This window comes from Microbacterium immunditiarum (genome assembly GCF_013409785.1).
Classification (GTDB): domain Bacteria; phylum Actinomycetota; class Actinomycetes; order Actinomycetales; family Microbacteriaceae; genus Microbacterium; species Microbacterium immunditiarum.
This window is the reverse complement of record NZ_JACCBV010000001.1, coordinates 2,453,334-2,471,464: the sequence shown is the minus strand read 5'-3', so window position 1 is coordinate 2,471,464 and position 18,131 is coordinate 2,453,334. Positions and strand designations below refer to the sequence as shown.

Annotated in this window: 16 protein-coding genes; 6 read left to right on the top strand and 10 right to left on the bottom strand. The window is 69.5% G+C overall.

All coding sequences use genetic code 11. The features are described from left to right. Positions 1-6 precede the first annotated feature (6 nt). Positions 7-948, bottom strand: a complete 942-nt coding sequence (locus tag BJ991_RS11470) for a heme o synthase (protein ID WP_179490095.1) — start codon at positions 946-948, stop codon at positions 7-9. Between the two features lie 310 nt (positions 949-1,258). On the opposite strand from BJ991_RS11470, the gene tkt reads away from it, so the two are divergent. From tkt to pgl, 6 genes are all read left to right on the top strand, one after another. Next, a complete protein-coding gene (gene tkt / locus BJ991_RS11465; protein ID WP_179490093.1) occupies positions 1,259-3,388 on the top strand; it encodes a transketolase in 2,130 nt (709 codons plus the stop codon). Beyond that, a complete protein-coding gene (gene tal, locus BJ991_RS11460) occupies positions 3,385-4,503 on the top strand; it encodes a transaldolase (RefSeq protein WP_179490091.1) in 1,119 nt (372 codons plus the stop codon). Before tkt ends, tal begins: the two co-directional genes overlap by 4 nt. A 108-nt stretch (positions 4,504-4,611) precedes the next feature. Further along, positions 4,612-6,231, top strand: a complete 1,620-nt coding sequence (locus BJ991_RS11455) for a glucose-6-phosphate isomerase (RefSeq protein WP_179490089.1) — start codon at positions 4,612-4,614, stop codon at positions 6,229-6,231. Positions 6,232-6,247: 16 nt separating this feature from the next. Beyond that, complete coding sequence (gene zwf, locus BJ991_RS11450) at positions 6,248-7,840, top strand: glucose-6-phosphate dehydrogenase (protein WP_179490087.1); 1,593 nt, start codon at positions 6,248-6,250, stop codon at positions 7,838-7,840. Continuing rightward, the gene (locus BJ991_RS11445) at positions 7,837-8,787 is read left to right on the top strand and encodes a glucose-6-phosphate dehydrogenase assembly protein OpcA (RefSeq protein ID WP_179490085.1); all 951 of its coding nucleotides are present in this window, start codon (positions 7,837-7,839) and stop codon (positions 8,785-8,787) included. Before zwf ends, BJ991_RS11445 begins: the two co-directional genes overlap by 4 nt. Then, the gene (gene pgl / locus BJ991_RS11440; RefSeq protein WP_179490083.1) at positions 8,780-9,559 is read left to right on the top strand and encodes a 6-phosphogluconolactonase; all 780 of its coding nucleotides are present in this window, start codon (positions 8,780-8,782) and stop codon (positions 9,557-9,559) included. Before BJ991_RS11445 ends, pgl begins: the two co-directional genes overlap by 8 nt. Before the next feature lie 97 nt (positions 9,560-9,656). Here the strand turns inward: pgl and BJ991_RS11435 are convergent, their stop codons facing one another. From BJ991_RS11435 to uvrC, 9 genes are all read right to left on the bottom strand, one after another. Further along, on the bottom strand, positions 9,657-10,013 hold the full coding sequence (locus BJ991_RS11435) for an RNA polymerase-binding protein RbpA (RefSeq protein WP_179490081.1): 357 nt from the start codon (positions 10,011-10,013) through the stop codon (positions 9,657-9,659). Then, the gene (secG, locus tag BJ991_RS11430) at positions 10,013-10,261 is read right to left on the bottom strand and encodes a preprotein translocase subunit SecG (protein ID WP_179490079.1); all 249 of its coding nucleotides are present in this window, start codon (positions 10,259-10,261) and stop codon (positions 10,013-10,015) included. Before secG ends, BJ991_RS11435 begins: the two co-directional genes overlap by 1 nt. Positions 10,262-10,381: 120 nt before the next feature. After that, positions 10,382-11,185: a triose-phosphate isomerase gene (gene tpiA, locus BJ991_RS11425; protein WP_179490077.1), complete on the bottom strand. Its 804-nt coding sequence runs from the start codon at positions 11,183-11,185 to the stop codon at positions 10,382-10,384. Next, positions 11,182-12,402, bottom strand: a complete 1,221-nt coding sequence (locus BJ991_RS11420; RefSeq protein ID WP_179490075.1) for a phosphoglycerate kinase — start codon at positions 12,400-12,402, stop codon at positions 11,182-11,184. The genes tpiA and BJ991_RS11420 overlap by 4 nt, the downstream gene beginning before the upstream one ends. Positions 12,403-12,407: 5 nt before the next feature. After that, a complete protein-coding gene (gene gap, locus BJ991_RS11415; RefSeq protein WP_179490073.1) occupies positions 12,408-13,412 on the bottom strand; it encodes a type I glyceraldehyde-3-phosphate dehydrogenase in 1,005 nt (334 codons plus the stop codon). 103 nt (positions 13,413-13,515) lie between these two features. Continuing rightward, on the bottom strand, positions 13,516-14,142 hold the full coding sequence (locus tag BJ991_RS11410; protein WP_179490071.1) for a superoxide dismutase: 627 nt from the start codon (positions 14,140-14,142) through the stop codon (positions 13,516-13,518). 131 nt (positions 14,143-14,273) lie between these two features. Next, positions 14,274-15,251: a DNA-binding protein WhiA gene (gene whiA, locus BJ991_RS11405; RefSeq protein ID WP_179490069.1), complete on the bottom strand. Its 978-nt coding sequence runs from the start codon at positions 15,249-15,251 to the stop codon at positions 14,274-14,276. 40 nt (positions 15,252-15,291) lie between these two features. Next, entirely contained in the window at positions 15,292-16,173 is an 882-nt protein-coding gene (gene rapZ, locus BJ991_RS11400; protein ID WP_179492740.1) for an RNase adapter RapZ, read from the bottom strand. A gap of 24 nt (positions 16,174-16,197) precedes the next feature. Then, a complete protein-coding gene (gene uvrC / locus BJ991_RS11395; protein WP_179490066.1) occupies positions 16,198-18,123 on the bottom strand; it encodes an excinuclease ABC subunit UvrC in 1,926 nt (641 codons plus the stop codon). Between the last annotated feature and the right edge of the window lie 8 nt (positions 18,124-18,131).

The following is an 18,131-nucleotide window of genomic DNA, read 5'->3' as shown; positions in this document are numbered from 1 at the left end:
TCCGCGTCAGAACGGCAGAAGGGGGTCGACCGCGATCGCGACGAACAGCAGCGTCAGGTACGAGATCGAGGCGTGGAAGACGCGCATCGGACGCGGCTCGGTACCCCGCACGGCGCGGTTGTAGAGGCGGTGCGACTCGTAGATGAACCAGCCGCCGAAGACGACAGCCGACACCGAGTACACGAGCCCCATGCCGGCGACGGGGATGAGCAGGAGCGAGCACGCGACGGTCGCCCACGCGTAGAGGATCACCTGGAGCCCGACCTGCGATCCGTCCCGAGTCGCGCCGAGCATCGGCACGTCGGCCTCTTCATAGTCGTGGCGATACTTCATCGACAGCGGCCAGTAGTGCGGCGGCGTCCACAGGAAGACGAGCACGAAGAGGATGACCGGCGGCCACGCGAGTGATCCGGTGACGGCGGTCCATCCGATCAGCACCGGGAAGCATCCGGCGATCCCGCCCCACACGATGTTCTGCTCGGTGCGGCGCTTGAGGACCATCGTGTAGATCACGACGTAGAAGAAGATCGCGGCGGCCGAAAGCGTCGCGGCGAGCCAGTTGGTCGTTGCCAGAAGCCACAACGTCGACCCGACGGCCAGCGCCCACGCGAAGATGAGCGCCCCGCGCGGAGAGACCTCGCCCGTCACGAGCGGCCGGTTCTCGGTGCGCTGCATGTGCGCGTCGATGTCGCGGTCGAGGTACATGTTGAACGCGGCCGCGGACCCGGCGCTCATGGAGCCACCGATCACGGTCGCGAGGACAAGCCACAGGTTCGGGAACCCGCCCTGCGCGAGGATCATCACCGGGACGGTCGTCACGAGCAGCAGCTCGAGCACGCGGGGCTTGGTGAGTGCGACGTATGCCCGGACGGTGCGCCCCAGGCCGTGACGCGGGCGCCGCGCCGAGTCGGTCGATGCACCGGCGCCGGCCGTCGTCTTGATGTCCATCGCCCCCGCAATCGCCCGTGTGCAGACCGTTGTCCAGTCTAGGGCATCCGGCGGCGGCGACCCGGTTGCCCCGCTCCCACAGAACGGGCGGCCCGGGGCATCCGGATCGGCCTGCGCGAGCCCATCGCCGACCCCACCGCGGGCCTTGGTGAAACGGTTCTTCACATGTCGCGGCCCATGGCCGGAGCGGCATGCCCCTTCGCTATGCTGAGACCACACGCGCGCCCAGCGCCGATTCCCCCTTCTCCACACCGGACAAGGCTCCGTGGGACGGCCTCCACGGGCGCAACTCCACGAGAAAGGCGGCCGGGTGTCGGAACTGCGTTGGGATGAGATCGATCGGCGCGCGGTGGACACCGCTCGCGTCCTGGCGGCGGACGCGGTGGAGAAGGTGGGGAACGGACACCCCGGCACGGCGATGAGCCTCGCTCCGGCGGCCTACCTCCTCTATCAGCGCGTCATGCGGCATGACCCCTCCGACGTGCATTGGGTCGGTCGCGACCGGTTCATCCTGTCGGCGGGTCACTCGTCGCTCACTCAGTACGTCCAGCTGTACCTCGGCGGGTTCGGCCTCGAGCTCGGCGACCTCGAGTCGCTGCGCACGTGGGGCTCGCTCACGCCGGGCCACCCCGAGTACGGCCACACCGACGGCGTCGAGATCACGACCGGGCCCCTCGGCCAGGGTCTCGCATCGTCGGTCGGGTTCGCGTACGCCGCTCGCTACGAGCGCGGACTCTTCGATCCGGATGCCGCGGCCGGCGAGTCCCCCTTCGACCACCACATCTACGTGATCGCGTCCGACGGGGACCTGCAGGAGGGCGTCACATCCGAGGCGTCGTCGCTCGCGGGGCACCAGGGCCTCGGCAACCTCGTCGTGATCTACGACTCGAACCAGATCTCGATCGAGGACGACACGAACGTCGCCTTCACCGAAGACGTCGCCAAGCGCTACGAGGCGTACGGCTGGCAGGTCCAGACGGTGGACTGGAAGCGCACCGGCCAGTACGTCGAGGACGTGCCCGAGCTCTACGCCGCGATCGAGGCCGCCAAGGGCGAGACCGACCGCCCGTCGCTCATCATCCTCAAGACGATCATCGGCTGGCCCTCTCCCGGCAAGCAGAACACCGGCAAGATCCACGGTTCGGCGCTCGGCGCCGACGAGCTGGCCGCCACCAAGAAGGTCCTCGGGTGGGACCCCGAGCAGACGTTCGTCGTGCCCGACGGCGTGCTCCAGCACACGCGCGGCTCGCTCGCCGAGCGCGCGGCCGCCGAGCACGAGGCGTGGCAGAAGAAGTGGGACGCGTGGGCGGCCGCGAACCCCGAGCGCAAGGCGCTCTTCGACCGGCTGCAGGCACGTGAGCTCCCGGCGGACATCGCCGACGCCCTGCCCCGGTTCGAGGCCGGCAAGGACGTGTCGACGCGGGCCGCGTCGGGTCAGGTCATCAACGCGCTGGCGGCGGAGCTGCCCGAGTTGTGGGGCGGCTCGGCCGACCTGGCGGAGTCGAACCTCACGACCATCAAGGACGCGAAGTCCTTCATCCCCACCGAGTGGTCCACCCACGAGTGGGCGGGCGACCCCTACGGGCGCGTCCTCCACTTCGGCATCCGCGAGCACGCCATGGGGGCGATCGTCAACGGCATCGTGCTGCACGGCCCGACACGCGCGTTCGGTGGCACGTTCCTCATCTTCAGCGACTACATGCGCCCCGCCGTCCGTCTCGCGGCGCTCATGAGCATCCCGTCGCTGTTCGTGTGGACGCACGACTCGATCGCGCTCGGCGAGGACGGCCCGACGCACCAGCCGATCGAGCAGCTGGCCGCGCTGCGCGCGATCCCGAATTTCACGCTGGTCCGCCCCGCCGACGCGAACGAGACCGCGTACGCGTGGCTCGAGCTGCTGCGTCGCCACGGCGGCCCCGCCGGCATCGCACTCACGCGCCAGAACATCCCCGTGTTCGAGCGCGGCGACGGCGAGGCATCCGGCGATGTGCTCGCATCGGCCGCGGGCGTCGCGAAGGGCGCGTACGTCCTGGCCGAGGCGCCGAACGGCACGCCCGACGTGATCATCATCGCGACCGGTTCCGAGGTGCAGCTCGCCGTCTCGGCGCGCGAGCGTCTCGCCGCCGAGGGCGTGAACGCCCGTGTCGTGTCCGCCCCGTCGCTGGAGTGGTTCGCCGAGCAGGACGAGGAGTACCGCGAGAGCGTGCTGCCGTCGGCGGTCAAGGCTCGCGTGTCCGTCGAGGCCGGCATCGCGCTCCCGTGGCGTGGCATCGTCGGCGACAGCGGCCGCTCCGTGTCGATCGAGCACTTCGGCGCGTCGGCCGACTACAAGACCCTGTTCGAGAAGTTCGGCATCACCGCCGACGCCGTCGTCGAGGCGGCCCGAGAGACCATCGCGGCCACCGCAGGGGCGGCCGTCGTCATCGAGGAGAACGCATGAGCACCCCCACGAAGAAGCTGGTCGACGCCGGCGTCAGCATCTGGCTGGACGACCTCTCGCGTCAGCGGATCGAGACCGGCAACCTCGCCGGCCTGATCACCGACCGCAACGTGTCGGGCGTGACCACGAATCCCACGATCTTCGCCGCGGCGATCGGTCAGGGCCACGGCTACGACGAGCCGCTCCGCGCGCTCGCGGCGGAGGGCGCGACGGCCGCCGACGCGATCTTCTCGCTGACGACGACCGACGTACGCGACGCGGCAGACATCCTCCGTCCCGCTTACGACGCGACGGACGGCGTCGACGGCCGCGTGTCGATCGAGGTCTCCCCCGATCTCGCGCACGACACCCAGGCGACGATCGCGCAGGCGAAGGAGCTGTGGACCGAGGTCGACCGGCCGAACGTCCACATCAAGATCCCCGCGACGAGGGCGGGTCTGCCCGCGATCACCGCGGTGCTCGCGGAGGGCATCTCGGTGAACGTCACGCTCATCTTCAGCCTCGACCGCTACGCCGAGGTCATCGACGCGTTCCTCTCGGGCATCGAGCAGGCCAAGGCGAACGGCCGCGACATCTCGAAGATCCACTCGGTCGCCTCGTTCTTCGTGTCGCGCGTCGACACCGAGGTCGACAAGCGCCTCGCGGCGATCGGCACCGACGAGGCGGCCGAGCTGAAGTCCCGTGCGGGCGTCGCGAACGCACGGCTCGCGTACGAGCTGTTCGAGCGCGAGTTCGCGACGGACCGCGCGAAGGCCCTGACGGATGCCGGAGCCCACGTTCAGCGTCCGCTGTGGGCGTCGACCGGTGTGAAGGACCCGTCGCTGCCCGACACCCTCTACGTCACCGAGCTCGTCGCTCCGGGCACCGTCAACACGATGCCCGAGAAGACGCTCGAGGCGACGTTCGACCACGCCGACATCACCGGCGACACCGTCACCGGCAGCTACGCCGACGCGCACGGCGTGATCGACGGCCTCGCGACGGTGGGCGTCGATTTCGCCGACGTCACCCAGGTGCTCGAGGACGAGGGCGTCGACAAGTTCATCGCCTCATGGCACGAGCTCCAGGGCACGGTCCGGACGGCGCTCGAAGAGGCCCTTCAGGGGGCACGATGACCGCGCGCACACGCACGGGCGTGCGTTCCCCGGAGGGAGCTGTTCGATGAGCACGCGGAACGCGTCCCGCGCGCGCAAGCGCGCCAATCGCTCGAAGGGAGCGATCAAGTGAGCTTTGAGATCCACGTCAGCGGCCATGTGAAATCGGTCGTCGACGAGACGCTCCCCGGCCTCGTGGCCGACCTCGTGGCATCCGGGATCACCGCCGGCGATTCCACCCTCTGGGGTCCCGACGCAGAGGACGAGGCGTCGAAGCGCCTCGGGTGGGTCCAGGCCGTCAGCGTCTCGCGCCCGCTCGTCCCCGAGATCGAGGCCCTGCGACGCGAGCTCGTCGCGAAGGGCGTCACGCGTGTCGTGCTCGCGGGCATGGGCGGATCGTCGCTCGCGCCCGAGGTCATCGCCCAGACGGCCGGCGTGCCGCTCGTGATCCTCGACTCGACGTCGCCCGGTCAGGTGCTCGCGGCGATCGACGGCGACCCCGAGAGCGGCGGTCTCGAGCAGACCGTGCTCGTGGTTTCGTCGAAGTCCGGCTCGACGGTCGAGACCGACTCGGCGAAGCGTGCCTTCGAGGCGGCGTTCCGCGACCTCGGCATCGACCCCGTCGAGCGCATCGTCGTGGTGACCGACCCGGGCTCGCCGCTGGACGAGTCGGCCCGCGCCGATGGGTACCGCGTGTTCAACGCCGACCCCGCGGTCGGCGGGCGCTACTCGGCGCTCACGGCCTTCGGCCTCGTCCCGGCGGGTCTCGCCGGTGTCGACATCGAGGATCTTCTGACCGAGGCGGATGCCACGCTCCTCGAGGTCGCGATCGACAGCCCCGAGAACCCGGCGCTCGTGCTCGCCGCGGCGATCGCCGGCGGGAACCCGCGCCGCGACAAGCTCGGCCTCGTCGCCGACGGCACCCACATCGTCGGGCTCCCCGACTGGATCGAGCAGCTCGTCGCGGAGTCGACCGGCAAGCAGGGCACGGGCATCCTCCCAGTGGTCCTCCTGCCGGTGTCCCCCGAGGTCGAGACGCCGCCGGCCGATCTCCAGATCGTGCGGTTCGTCGACGACGCGGAGCACTTCCGTCTGTTCGAGCGCCACGAGGGCGAAGTGCTCGTCAGCGGCTCGCTCGCCGCGCAGTTCGTGGTGTGGGAGTACGCGACGGCGGTCGCCGGCCGCATCCTCGGCATCAACCCGTTCGACCAGCCCGACGTGGAGTCGGCGAAGGTCGCCGCGCGCGGCCTCCTGGACGCACGGCCCGAGCCGACGCCGCCGGCATTCACGGTGGAGGGCGTCGAGGTCCGCGTGAGCGACCCGGCGCTCGGCGCATCCGGCACCGTCGCGGGAGTCCTCGACGCGCTATGGTCCCGCCTCGCCGAAGACGGCTATGTCTCGATCCAGGCGTACGTCAACCGGCTGCAGCTCCCGCAGCTGCAGGGCCTGCGCGAGCTCGTGGCGGCCGATTCGCGCCGCCCGGCGACGTTCGGCTGGGGTCCGCGGTTCCTGCACTCGACGGGTCAGTACCACAAGGGCGGTCCGGCGACCGGCGTGTTCCTGCAGATCCTCGAGCGCACGGACGTCGACCTCGAGATCCCGGACCGTCCGTTCACGTTCGGTCAGCTCATCGAGGCGCAGGCGGCCGGCGACGCGAGCGTGCTCGCCGAGCACGGCCGACCCGTCGTCACACTGACGCTCACCGACCCGCAGGTCGAGGTGCTGTCGCTGTTCGAAGCGGCTCAGTAGGGCAGGTCACCGGACGATGAGCGATGAGACTCCCGTATCGAGTCATGCCCCGACGGGCCAGGGGATCGAGATCTCGCGCGGCCGCAACCCGCTGCGCGATCCCCAGGACCACCGGCTCAACCGCATCGCGGGCCCGAGCGCGCTCGTGATCTTCGGCGTGACGGGAGACCTGTCGCGCAAGAAGCTCATGCCCGCGGTGTACGACCTCGCCAACCGCGGTCTCCTTCCTCCCGGGTTCGCTCTCGTCGGCTTCGCCCGACGCGACTGGGAGGATCAGGACTTCGCCCAGGTCGTCCATGACGCGGTGCGACAGAACGCTCGCACAGAGTTCCGCGACGAGACGTGGAAGCAGCTGCTCGAGGGCATCCGGTTCGTCTCTGGGGAATTCCACGATGAAGAGGCCTTCCGGCGCCTGCGCGAGACCGTCGAGCGCCTGGACGTCGAGCGCGGCACGATGGGCAACCACGCCTACTACCTATCGATCCCGCCGAAGGACTTCCCCATCGTCGCGGAGCAGCTCAAGGCCTCCGGCCTCGTCGACGACACGGCCGACCAGCCCGACCGCTGGCGCCGCGTCGTGATCGAGAAGCCCTTCGGGCACGACCTCGCGTCAGCGCGCTCGCTCAACGACGCGCTGCGGTCGGCGTTCCCGGCGGACTCGATCTTCCGGATCGACCACTACCTCGGCAAGGAGACGGTCCAGAACATCCTGGCGCTGCGCTTCGCGAACGAGCTGTACGAGCCGATCTGGAACCGCAACTACGTCGACCACGTGCAGATCACGATGGCCGAAGACATCGGCGTGGGCGGACGCGCGGGCTACTACGACGGGATCGGCGCCGCGCGCGACGTCATCCAGAACCACCTGCTCCAGCTCATGGCGCTCACCGCGATGGAGGAGCCCATCAGCTTCGATGCGCGCGACCTGCGCGCTGAGAAGGAGAAGGTGCTCGCCGCCGTCACGCTCCCGAACGACCTCGCACGCACGACGTCGCGCGGTCAGTACGCGGGCGGCTGGCAGGGTGGCGAGAAGGTTCCCGGCTTCCTCGAAGAGGAAGGGATGAGCCCGGATTCCACGACCGAGACCTACGCCGCGATCACGCTCGAAGTGAACACGCGGCGGTGGGCGGGGGTGCCCTTCTACCTCCGCACGGGCAAGCGACTCGGTCGCCGAGTCACCGAGATCGCGGTGATCTTCAAGCGCGCGCCGGAACTCCTCTTCTCGCGCGCGCAGACCTCCGGGCTCGGGCAGAACGCCCTCGTCATCCGCGTCCAGCCCGACGAAGGCGTCACGATCCGCTTCGGGTCGAAGGTTCCCGGAGCCGGTGCGCAGGTGCGCGACGTCACGATGGACTTCGGTTACGGCCACGCGTTCACCGAGGCGAGCCCCGAAGCGTACGAGCGCCTGATCCTCGACGTCCTTCTCGGCGACCCTCCCCTCTTCCCCCGCCACGAAGAGGTCGAGCTCTCGTGGAAGATCCTCGACCCGATCGAGCAATTCTGGGAAGCGCAGGGCGGCCCGCTCGAGCAATACTCCCCCGGCTCGTGGGGCCCGGCATCCGCCGCCGCGATGCTCGCCCGTGACGGACGCACCTGGAGGCGCCCATGATCGTCGACCTGCCCGACACGACCGTCAGCAAGATCACACGCGCGCTCGTCAACGTGCGCGAAGAGGGCGGCGCCGTCGCGCTCGGACGCGTGCTGACCCTCGTGATCGTGACGCGCGAGGGCGACATGGAAGAGGTCATCGAAGCTGCGAACGACGCGTCGCGCGAGCATCCGATGCGCGTCATCGTGCTGCTCGTCGACGGAAACGGCTCCGACGCACGTCTCGACGCCCAGATCCGCGTCGGCGGCGACGCCGGCGCGAGCGAGGTCGTCACGCTGCACGCCTTCGGCGAGGCGGCGTCCAACCTCGAGAGCCTCGTGACGGGCCTCCTCCTCCCCGACGCGCCCGTCGTCGTGTGGTGGCCGAACGACACGCCCGACAACCCCGCCGACACGTCGCTGGGCCGCATCGCACAGCGCCGGATCACGGATGCCGCGACCAAGCCGAACCCGTGGGAGTGGGTCGCTGCGCTGTCCGACTCCTACTCCCCCGGCGACACCGACCTCGCGTGGACACGGCTCACGCGGTGGCGCGAGCAGCTCGCGGCTATCCTCGACCAGCCGCCGTACGAGTCGGTGCGCCGCGTCGAGGTGCGCGGAGCGGGCGACTCCCCGTCGACGAGCCTTCTCGCCGCATGGCTTCGCGTCGCGCTGGATGTGCCGGTGGACTGGCGTTACCTCGACCCGGCGGAGTGGGAGCACGGCATCAAGTCGGTCGTGCTCGTTCGCGACAGCGGCGAGGTCCGCCTCGAGCGTCCTGAGCCGGGGGTCGCCATCCTCACGCAGCCCGGGCAGCCCAGTCACGACCTCGCCTTCCCGCGCCGCACGCTGCGCGAATGCCTGGCCGAAGAGCTCCGTCGCCTCGATCCGGACGTCCTGTATGGTCGAGTGATCAGCGAGGGCCTGGAACTCCTCGGTCCGCCATCGACACAGGAGCCGAATGGCTGAGACGTCCAACGAGAAGCGGGTCGTGATCCTCTCAGATCCGGCCGCGCTTGCCGAAGCTGTCGCGTCGCGGTTCTTGAGTCGCATCGCCAAGCGCAGCGACCACAAGCGACTCGTGCACGTCTCCCTCACCGGCGGCACAATGGGCTCGGCCGTTCTGAAGGCCGTCGCGGCGGACCCGAGAGCGGCGAGCCTCGACTGGTCGAAGGTGCATTTCTGGTGGAGCGACGAGCGCTGGGTCCCGCGCGGCGACGCCGATCGCAACGAGAAGCAGGCTCGCGAGGCCCTGCTCGACCACCTCGACATCCCCGCCGAGAACATCCACTCCGTCGCCGCGAGCGACGAGGGGCTCGATCTCGACGCTGCCGCGCGACTCTACGAGCGCGAGCTCGCGAGGTTCTCGAGCGACCACGGCACGTGGCCGTCGTTCGACGTGTGCTTCCTGGGTGTCGGACCCGACGGGCACATCGCGTCGCTCTTCCCTGACCGGCCCGAGATCCACGTCACCGATCGCGCGGTGCTGCCCGTGCGCGAGTCGCCGAAGCCTCCGCCCGAGCGCGTTTCGATGACGCGGCCCGTGATCAACGCGTCGCGTCGCCTGTGGATGGTCCTCGCCGGGGCCGACAAGGCCTCGGCACTGGGTCTGGCGCTCGCCGGCGCAAGCTACGGCAGCGTTCCCGCGGCCGGCGCCAAGGGCCGCAAGCGCACGGTCTTCTTCGTCGACGAGGCGGCCGCCGCGAATGTGCCGCCCGAGCTCATCGACCGCGAGTACTGAGCGACGCGCACACGGGCCCGCGATCGCGTGAAGCGCGAAAGGCGAAGGGAGGCGGATGCCGCGGTATCCGCCTCCCTTCGCTTGTGTCAGTCCTGGGTCACTCGATCCCGCGCCGCTCGCGCAACTGCTTGAGCGCGTCTTCGAGCAGGGCCTCCGCCTCTTCTTCGGTGCGGCGCTCCTTCACGTAGGCGAGGTGCGTCTTGTACGGCTCCGTCTTCGCGACGGCCGGAGGATTGGCCTTGTCGCGCCCGGCCGGGAGGCCGGAGTGCGGCGAGTCGATCACATCGGGGATCTCGTCTTCGGGGATGCCCGCCGCGAAGTAGCGGACCGTCTCGTTGCCGAGCGCGTCCCAGTACGAGACGGCGATCCGATCGGCGTGGAAGCCGTGGTCTTGTTCCCCCATCGGGCCTGCGCCGACGCGGGTCCCGCGAATTGCATTGCCGCCGGTTGCCATCAGAGCCCCTGGAACTTGGTGATCAGGCCGAGCGCCACGATCGCCGCGAACCACACGAGTGCGAGGACGATCGTGAAGCGGTTGAGATTGCGTTCGGCGAGCCCGGACGAGCCGAGCGCCGAAGTCATGCCGCCGCCGAACATATCGGAAAGGCCGCCACCGCGGCCTTTGTGGAGCAGGATCAGGAGGGTGAGGAGGATGCTGGTGATCCCCAGGATCACCTGCAGGACGAACTCGAGAATGGGCACAGTCGTCGAAACCTTTCGCTGCGGTCGGGCGCCGATCGCGCAGGGGTCAATTATACGTGTTGACGTGCGACGCACCGGGCCGAGCCCCGCGGAGGCGCCGCAGGGCTCGGCCCGAACGCATCACACGCCGACGTGCTTCTGATAGCGGATGATCGCGGCGAACTCGTCGACGACGAGGCTCGCGCCCCCGACGAGGGCGCCGTCGACGTCGGGCTGGCGCATGAAGGCCGCGATGTTCGCGGCCTTCACCGATCCGCCGTAGAGGATGCGGGTGCGTGCCGCGGCGTCGGCACCGAGCTTCTCGGCGACGACGCCGCGCAGCTTCGCGCACACCTCCTGCGCCTGCTCGGGCGTGGCGGCCTGGCCGGAGCCGATCGCCCACACGGGCTCGTACGCGACGACGACGTCAGCGCCTGCGGAGAGACCGTCGAGCGCCGCCTGGAGCTGTCCGACCGGGACGGCGCTCGCGCCGAACCGCTCGAGGTCTTCAGCGGTCTCGCCGACGCAGATCACCGGCACGAGGCCGTGACGCAGCGCCGCCTTCACCTTGTCCGCGACGATCTCGTCGGATTCGGCGTGGTACTGGCGGCGCTCGGAGTGACCGATGATGACGTACGTGCAGTCGAGCTTCTTGAGGAACGCTCCCGACACCTCGCCGGTGTACGCGCCGCCGTCGTGCTGAGACAGGTCCTGAGCACCCAGCGCGAACGGGATCTTGTCCGCATCGATGAGCGTCTGCACCGTCCGCAGGTCGGTGAACGGCGGGAACACGCCGACCTCGACGGAACCCTCTTCGTGCTTCGCGTCCTTGAGCGTCCAGTGCAGCTTCTGGACGAACGCGACTGCCTGAAGGTGGTCGAGGTTCATCTTCCAGTTGCCGGCGATGAACGGCAGGCGGCCGCGGCCTGTGGTCTGATCCGTCACGACTGCTCCCACCCGAGGATTTCGAGACCCGGCAGGCGCTTGCCCTCGAGAAACTCGAGGCTCGCACCGCCACCGGTCGAGATGTGGCCGAAATCGCTGTCGGCGAACCCGAGCTGGCGGACGGCGGCCGCGGAATCGCCTCCGCCGACGACGGAGAGGCCCTCGACCTCGGTGAGGGCCTTGGCGACGGCCTTGGTACCGGCCGCGAACGGCGCCATCTCGAACACGCCCATCGGACCGTTCCAGAAGACCGTCTTGCTGTCGCGGATGACTGCGGCGAACTGCTCCGCAGTCTCCGGTCCGATGTCGAGACCGATTCCGGATGCTCCGGCCGGTGTGTCCTCCAGCCCTGACGCCGGCGCGATGACGTGCTGCGCGTCGGCCGAGAACGAGGCCGCCACGACCGCGTCCACGGGCAGCACCAGTTCGACGCCGCGCTCCCCGGCCGTCGCGATGTAGCCCTTCACCGTGTCGAGCTGGTCCTCTTCGAGAAGGCTCGCGCCGACCTTGTTCCCCTCGGCGGCGAGGAACGTGAACATCATGCCGCCGCCTACGAGGAGGCGGTCGACGCGCGGCAGCAGGTGCTCGATGACGCCAAGCTTGTCGCTGACCTTCGAACCGCCGAGGACGACCGTGTACGGGCGCTCAGGGGTCTCGGTGAGACGGTCGAGGACATCGACCTCCTTCTGCACGAGGAACCCGGCGGCCGACGGAAGCAGCTCCGCGAGGTCGTACACGCTCGCCTGCTTGCGGTGCACGACGCCGAAGCCGTCGGAAACCAGCGCGTCGCCGAGCGCTGCGAGCTCGGCCGCGAAGACGCGGCGGGTCTCGTCGTCCTTCGCGGTCTCGCCTGCGTTGAACCGGAGGTTCTCGACGACGACGACACCGCCGTCCTCGAGAGCCGCGACGGCCTCACGGGCGGACTCCCCCACCGTGTCCCGCGCGAACGCGACCGGCTTGCCGAGCAGCTCCGACAGTCGCTGCGCGACCGGTTCGAGGCTGTACTTCGGGTCGGGGGCGCCGCCGGGGCGGCCCAGGTGCGAGCACACGATGACGCGTGCGCCCTGGTTGATCAGGTGGTCGAGGGTCGGGAGCGCGGCACGCACGCGGCCGTCGTCCGTGATGACTCCGTCCTGAAGCGGAACGTTGAAGTCGACACGGGCGATGACGCGCTTGCCTGCGAGCGAACCCAGCGAATCGAGGGTGCGCAGTGCCATGATCGTCAGAGCTTGGCGGCGACCAGCTCGGTGAGGTCGACCAGGCGGTTCGAGTAGCCCCACTCGTTGTCGTACCAGCCGACGACCTTCACCTGGTTTCCGATGACGCGCGTGAGACCGGCGTCGAAGATGCACGAGTGCGGGTCGGTGACGATGTCGGTCGAGACGATCTCGTCTTCGGTGTACTTGAGGATGCCCTTGAGCGGACCCTCGGCCGCGGCCTTGTACGCCGCCTTGACCTCATCGAGGGTGACGTCGCGCTCGAGCTCGACTGTCAGGTCGGTCGCAGAGCCGGTGGGCACGGGGACGCGGAGAGCGAACCCGTCGAGCTTGCCCTGGAGCTCGGGCAGCACGAGGCCGATCGCCTTCGCGGCACCCGTCGAGGTCGGCACGATGTTGAGCGCGGCGGCGCGAGCACGGCGCAGGTCCTTGTGCGGGCCGTCCTGAAGGTTCTGGTCGGCCGTGTACGCGTGGACCGTCGTCATGAGGCCCTTGACGATGCCGAAGGTGTCGTTGAGCACCTTCGCGAGCGGCGCGAGGCAGTTCGTGGTGCACGACGCGTTCGAGATGATGTTGTGCGTCTCGGGGTCGTACGAGTCCTCGTTCGCGCCGATGACGAACGTGCCGTCCTCACCCGAAGCCGGAGCCGAGATGAGCACCTTCTTGGCGCCGCCCTCGATGTGCTTGCGAGCGTCGGCCGCGTTGGTGAAGCGTCCGGTCGACTCGATGACGATGTCGACGCCCAGTTCGCCCCACGGGAGGTTGGCGGGGTCGCGCTCCTCGAAGACCTTGATCGTCTTGTCGCCGACCGTGATCGAGTCGCCCGTGAACGACACCTCTTCGTCGAGGCGGCCGAGGATCGAGTCGTACTTCAGCAGGTGGGCGAGGGTCTTGTTGTCGGTGAGGTCGTTCACCGCCACGATCTCAAGGTCGGCGCCCTGCGCGAGAGCCGCGCGGAGGTAGTTGCGTCCGATGCGGCCGAAGCCGTTGATTCCGATCTTGACAGCCACGGAAGATCTCCTGATTGTGTCGTGCGCGAGTGCGCGGTTTGGTGCGGTTCAGAGAGGGGCAACGGCGACCCGGCGGGCGATGCCACCGGGCCGCCCGCGCTCGCTATGACAGTACCAGCAGCCCCGAGGTCTTCTCGCGGGCCGTGGAGAAGCGTTCCTGCACGTTCGCCCAGTTGGCGATGTTCCAGAAGGCCTTGACGTAGTCGGCCCGCACGTTCTTGTAGTCGAGGTAGTAGGCGTGCTCCCACACGTCGAGCAGGAGAAGCGGCACCGTGCCCGCCGCGAACTGCGACTGCTGGTCGAAGAACTGCTGGATGATCAGGTTCTCGCCGATCGAGTCCCAGAAGAGCCCGGCCCAGCCGGAGCCCTGCACGCCGAGCGCGGCGGCGGTGAAGTGGGCCTGGAACTTGTCGAACGATCCGAAGTGGTCGTCGATCGCCGCGGCGATGTCGCCGGTGGGGCGGTCGCCGGCGTCCGGCGACAGGTTCGTCCAGAAGATCGAGTGGTTCGTGTGGCCGCCCAGGTTGAACGCGAGGTCCTTCTCGAGTTTGTTCACGTTCGCGAGGTTGCCGCTGTCACGAGCCTCTGCGAGCTGCTCGAGCGCCGTGTTCGCGCCGGTCACATACGCCTGGTGGTGCTTGTCGTGGTGCAACTCCATGATCGTCGCGCTGACGTGCGGCTCCAGCGCGGCGTAGTCGTACGGGAGGTCGGGCAACGTGTACTTCGCCATGTTCTCTTCTTCCTGTCGGCGCCGCGCCAGGTCCTCGGCACGGCGAGGGGACGGCTCTCATCCTAGTGACGGGCCGGATGCCGAGGGGCCGCCCTTGCGCCACGTGACGCTGTGCGACTATAGCCCGCTGCTCAGTCCTCGACGCCGGCGGGCACCGCGGCCTCGGTCGTCGGGACGCCCTCGCTCTCCGCCTTCTTGTCGGCCATCGCGAGCAGGCGACGGATGCGGCCGGCGACGGCGTCCTTCGTGAGGGGCGGGTCGGCGTGGTGGCCGAGCTCGTCGAGGCTCGCGTCGCGGTGTGCGAGTCGCAGCTCGCCCGCCTCACGCAGGTGCGGGGGGACCTCGTCGCCGAGGATCTCGAGGGCGCGCTCCACTCGCGCGCACGCCGCGACGGCGGCCTGTGCGGATCGGCGGAGGTTCGCGTCGTCGAAGTTGACGAGGCGGTTGACGCCCGCGCGCACCTCGCGGCGCTGTCGCAGCTGGTCCCACTCGGCGGCGGCGCGCTCGGCGCCCATCGTGGCCAGCGCCGTGCGGATCGCCTCGCCCTCGCGCACGACGACCCGGGGCACGCCACGCACTTCGCGCGCCTTGGCCGCGATGCCGAGGCGGTGAGCCGCGCCGACGAGCGCCATCGCTGCCTCGGGCGCCGGTGAGGTGATCTCGAGCGACGCGGATCGACCCGGCTCGGTGAGCGAGCCCGACGCGAGGAACGCCCCGCGCCACACCGCCGCCAAGTCGGGACGCGAGCCCGTCGTGAGCCTGTTGGGCAGTCCGCGCACCGCACGGCGGCGCTGATCGAGCAGGCCTGTCTGTCGCGCGAGGGTCTCCCCGCCCTCGATCACGCGCACGGCGTAGTGGCTGCCGGAACGCGCACCGGACCCCTGCACGTGGACGAGCTCGGGCCGCACGCCGTAGAGCTCGACGAGGTCACGTGCGACGCGGCGGGCGAGCTGGTCGGAGTCGAGCTCCGCCTCGACTGCGACGCGGTTCGCGATCGAGTGGAGACCGCCCGAGAACCGGAGCAGCGACGTGAGTTCGGCGACGCGAGCCGACGGCCGAGGATCTCGAACGGCCAGCAACTCGGATTTCACGTCAGCGGTCAGCGACACGTCACTCCTTGCTCAGGGATTCCCGGGACGAGCGTCCAGCCTACTCGTGGCCCAGGTCGCGGTGCCGCACGCGGACCGCGAGACCCGGGATGTCGGACAGCCGGTCGGCGAGCTCCTGCGCGGCCACGACCGAGCGGTGCTGGCCACCGGTGCATCCGACCGCGACGACCGAGTGCCGCTTGTTCTCGCGCTGGTAGCCCTCGACGACAGGTCGGAGAGCGGCGGCGAAAGAGTCGAGGAACTCCACCGCGCCCGGCTGCGCGAGCACGTACTCCTTGACCACGTCGTCCTCGCCGGAGAACGGGCGCAACGCGTCGTTCCAGAAGGGATTCGGCAGGAACCGCATGTCGGCGACGACGTCGGCGTCGGGAGGCAGCCCGTACTTGAACCCGAAGCTCAGGATCGTCATCGAATGCCGCGCCGCACCTTCCTCCGAGAAGAGCTCCGCCACCTGAGTCGCGAGCTGGTGGATGTTGAGCTTCGACGTGTCGATGATGAGGTCGGCGGTTTCGCGAAGCGCGGCCAGACGCTGCCGTTCGCGCCGGATGCCGTCGACGGGCGTCCCGTCGTCCTGGAGCGGATGCGGGCGCCGAACCGCCTCGAAGCGCCGCACGAGCACCTCGTCGGACGCGTCGAGGAAGAGGATGCGCAGCTGACGGCGTTCGCGGATGCTGCGAAGAGCCTCGGGCAGGTCGGCGAACAGGTCCCGGCCGCGCACGTCCACGACGACCGCGACGCGCGGGAGCGATCCTCCTGCCAGCTCGGTGAGGTCGAGCAGCGGCTTGAGCATCTGCGGCGGGAGGTTGTCGACGACGTACCAGTCGAGGTCTTCGAGCGCGTTCGCCGCGGTGGAACGGCCTGCGCCGGACATCCCCGTGACGATCAGCATCTCGGACGCATCGCGATGCTCCTGGTCGTTCATGACCACCCCCATCGCCTCCACAGCCTATCGGCCGGACAGGTGCGCGTGGATGGTCGAGGCGAGCTTCGGCCCGATGCCTGGGAGCTCCTCGATCTGATCGGGGGTCGCCGCGCGCAGCGCGGTCACCGATCCGAAGTGCCGCAGGAGGGCCCGGATGCGCGCGCCGCCGAGCCCGGGGATCTCGGCGAGCACCGTTTGGATGTCGCGCTTGCGGCGCTTGCGCTGGTGCGTGATCGCGAAGCGATGCGCCTCGTCGCGCAGCCGCTGCAGCAGGTAGAGCGCCTCGCTCGTGCGCGGCAGGATGACCGGGAAATCCTCGCCGGGAAGCCACACCTCCTCGAGTCGCTTCGCGATGCCGCACAGCGCGATCTCGCCGTGCCCCGCGTCACCGAGGGCGCGCGCGGCCGCCTCGACCTGCGGCTTCCCTCCGTCGACGACGAGCAGCTGGGGCCGGTAGGCGAATCGCGGGCGCCGTCGGATGGTCACGACTGGTTCGTCGGAGTCGGATGCCGCGGCATCCGTCGCCTCGGAGCCGTTCGGCGACACGCCGTCGGTCTCATCGTGGTGGTCGAGGTACGCGAGCCGCCGCGAGAGCACCTGATAGAGCGAGTCCGTGTCGTCTGTCGTCTCGGACACCTTGAACGACCGGTACTGGTCCTTGCGGGGAAGGCCGTCCTCGAACACGACCATCGATGCGACGACGTTCGTCCCGCCGAGGTGCGACACGTCGAAGCCCTCGATGCGCAGCGGTGCCTCGGCGAGCCCGAGCGCCTCCTGCAGGTCGGTGAGCGCCTGCGTGCGCGCCACGTAGTCGCTCGTGCGCCGCGTCTTGTGCAGCATGAGCGCCTGCTGCGCGTTGAGCGACGCCGTCCTCATGAGGTCGGCCTTCCGGCCGCGCTGCGCGACCTGGATGCTCACGCGCCGCCCGCGGCGCTCGCTGAGCCACTGCTCGAGATCTCTCGCGTCGTCGGGCAGCGACGGCACGAGCACCTGACGCGGGATGTCGACGGCGGATGCCTCGCCGTACGTCCGCTGCAGGATCTGGTCGACCAGCTCGGCGCCGGAGATGTCGAGCTCCTTCTCGATGGTCGTCGCGCGGACGCCTCGCACACGACCGCGGCGCACGACGAAGTGCTGCACCGCCGCGGCGAGCTCGTCTTCGGCGATGCCGAACAGGTCGGCATCCGTGTCGGCGCTGAGCACCAGCGCGCTCTTGTTGAGCACGGCGTCGATCGCCTGCAGCTTGTCGCGGTACACGGCGGCGGCCTCGTAATCCATCGCGGCGGATGCCTCGCGCATGCGCCGCGTGAGGTCACGCGTGAACCGCTGGTCGCCGCCCGACATGAACGCGACGAAGTCGTCGACGATCGCGCGGTGCTCCTCGATCGAGACCTTCATCGAGCACGGACCACCGCAGCGGCCGATCTGTCCCGGGAAGCACGGCCGGCCCGTCGCCATCGCCTTCTTGTAGGACGAGTCGCTGCACGTGCGGATCGGGAAGACCTTGATCATCAGGTCGATCGTGTCGTGCACGGCCCACACCTTCGGGTAGGGCCCGAAGTACTTCGCCCCCTTGATGCGCCGGTTGCGCGTCACGATCACCCGAGGCGCTTCATCGGCGAGAGTGATCGCCATGTAGGGGTACGACTTGTCGTCTTTGTAGCGGACGTTGAACGGAGGCGAGAACTCCTGGATCCACATGTACTCGAGCTGGAGCGCGTCGACGTCGCTCGCGACGACGGTCCATTCGACGGATGCCGCGGTGAGCACCATGCGGCGCGTGCGCTCGTGCAGCGTGTGCAGCGGCGCGAAGTAGTTCGACAGGCGCGCCCGGAGATTCTTCGCCTTGCCGACGTACAGCACGCGCCCGTCGCGGTCGCGGAAACGGTAGACGCCGGGGTTGGTGGGGATCTCGCCCTGCTTGGGCTTGTACGGGAGCTGGTCCGCCATGACGGGCT

Bases quoted from the DNA above. Each gene is read 5' to 3' on its own strand.
- BJ991_RS11470 (WP_179490095.1), bottom strand. From the start codon at position 948: ATGGACATCAAGACGACGGCCGGCGCCGGTGCATCGACCGACTCGGCG.
- tal (WP_179490091.1), top strand. From the start codon at position 3,385: ATGAGCACCCCCACGAAGAAGCTGGTCGACGCCGGCGTCAGCATCTGG.
- zwf (WP_179490087.1), top strand. From the start codon at position 6,248: ATGAGCGATGAGACTCCCGTATCGAGTCATGCCCCGACGGGCCAGGGG.
- BJ991_RS11445 (WP_179490085.1), top strand. From the start codon at position 7,837: ATGATCGTCGACCTGCCCGACACGACCGTCAGCAAGATCACACGCGCG.
- pgl (WP_179490083.1), top strand. From the start codon at position 8,780: ATGGCTGAGACGTCCAACGAGAAGCGGGTCGTGATCCTCTCAGATCCG.
- BJ991_RS11435 (WP_179490081.1), bottom strand. From the start codon at position 10,013: ATGGCAACCGGCGGCAATGCAATTCGCGGGACCCGCGTCGGCGCAGGC.
- BJ991_RS11420 (WP_179490075.1), bottom strand. From the start codon at position 12,402: ATGGCACTGCGCACCCTCGATTCGCTGGGTTCGCTCGCAGGCAAGCGC.
- BJ991_RS11410 (WP_179490071.1), bottom strand. From the start codon at position 14,142: ATGGCGAAGTACACGTTGCCCGACCTCCCGTACGACTACGCCGCGCTG.
- rapZ (WP_179492740.1), bottom strand. From the start codon at position 16,173: ATGAACGACCAGGAGCATCGCGATGCGTCCGAGATGCTGATCGTCACG.
- uvrC (WP_179490066.1), bottom strand. From the start codon at position 18,123: ATGGCGGACCAGCTCCCGTACAAGCCCAAGCAGGGCGAGATCCCCACC.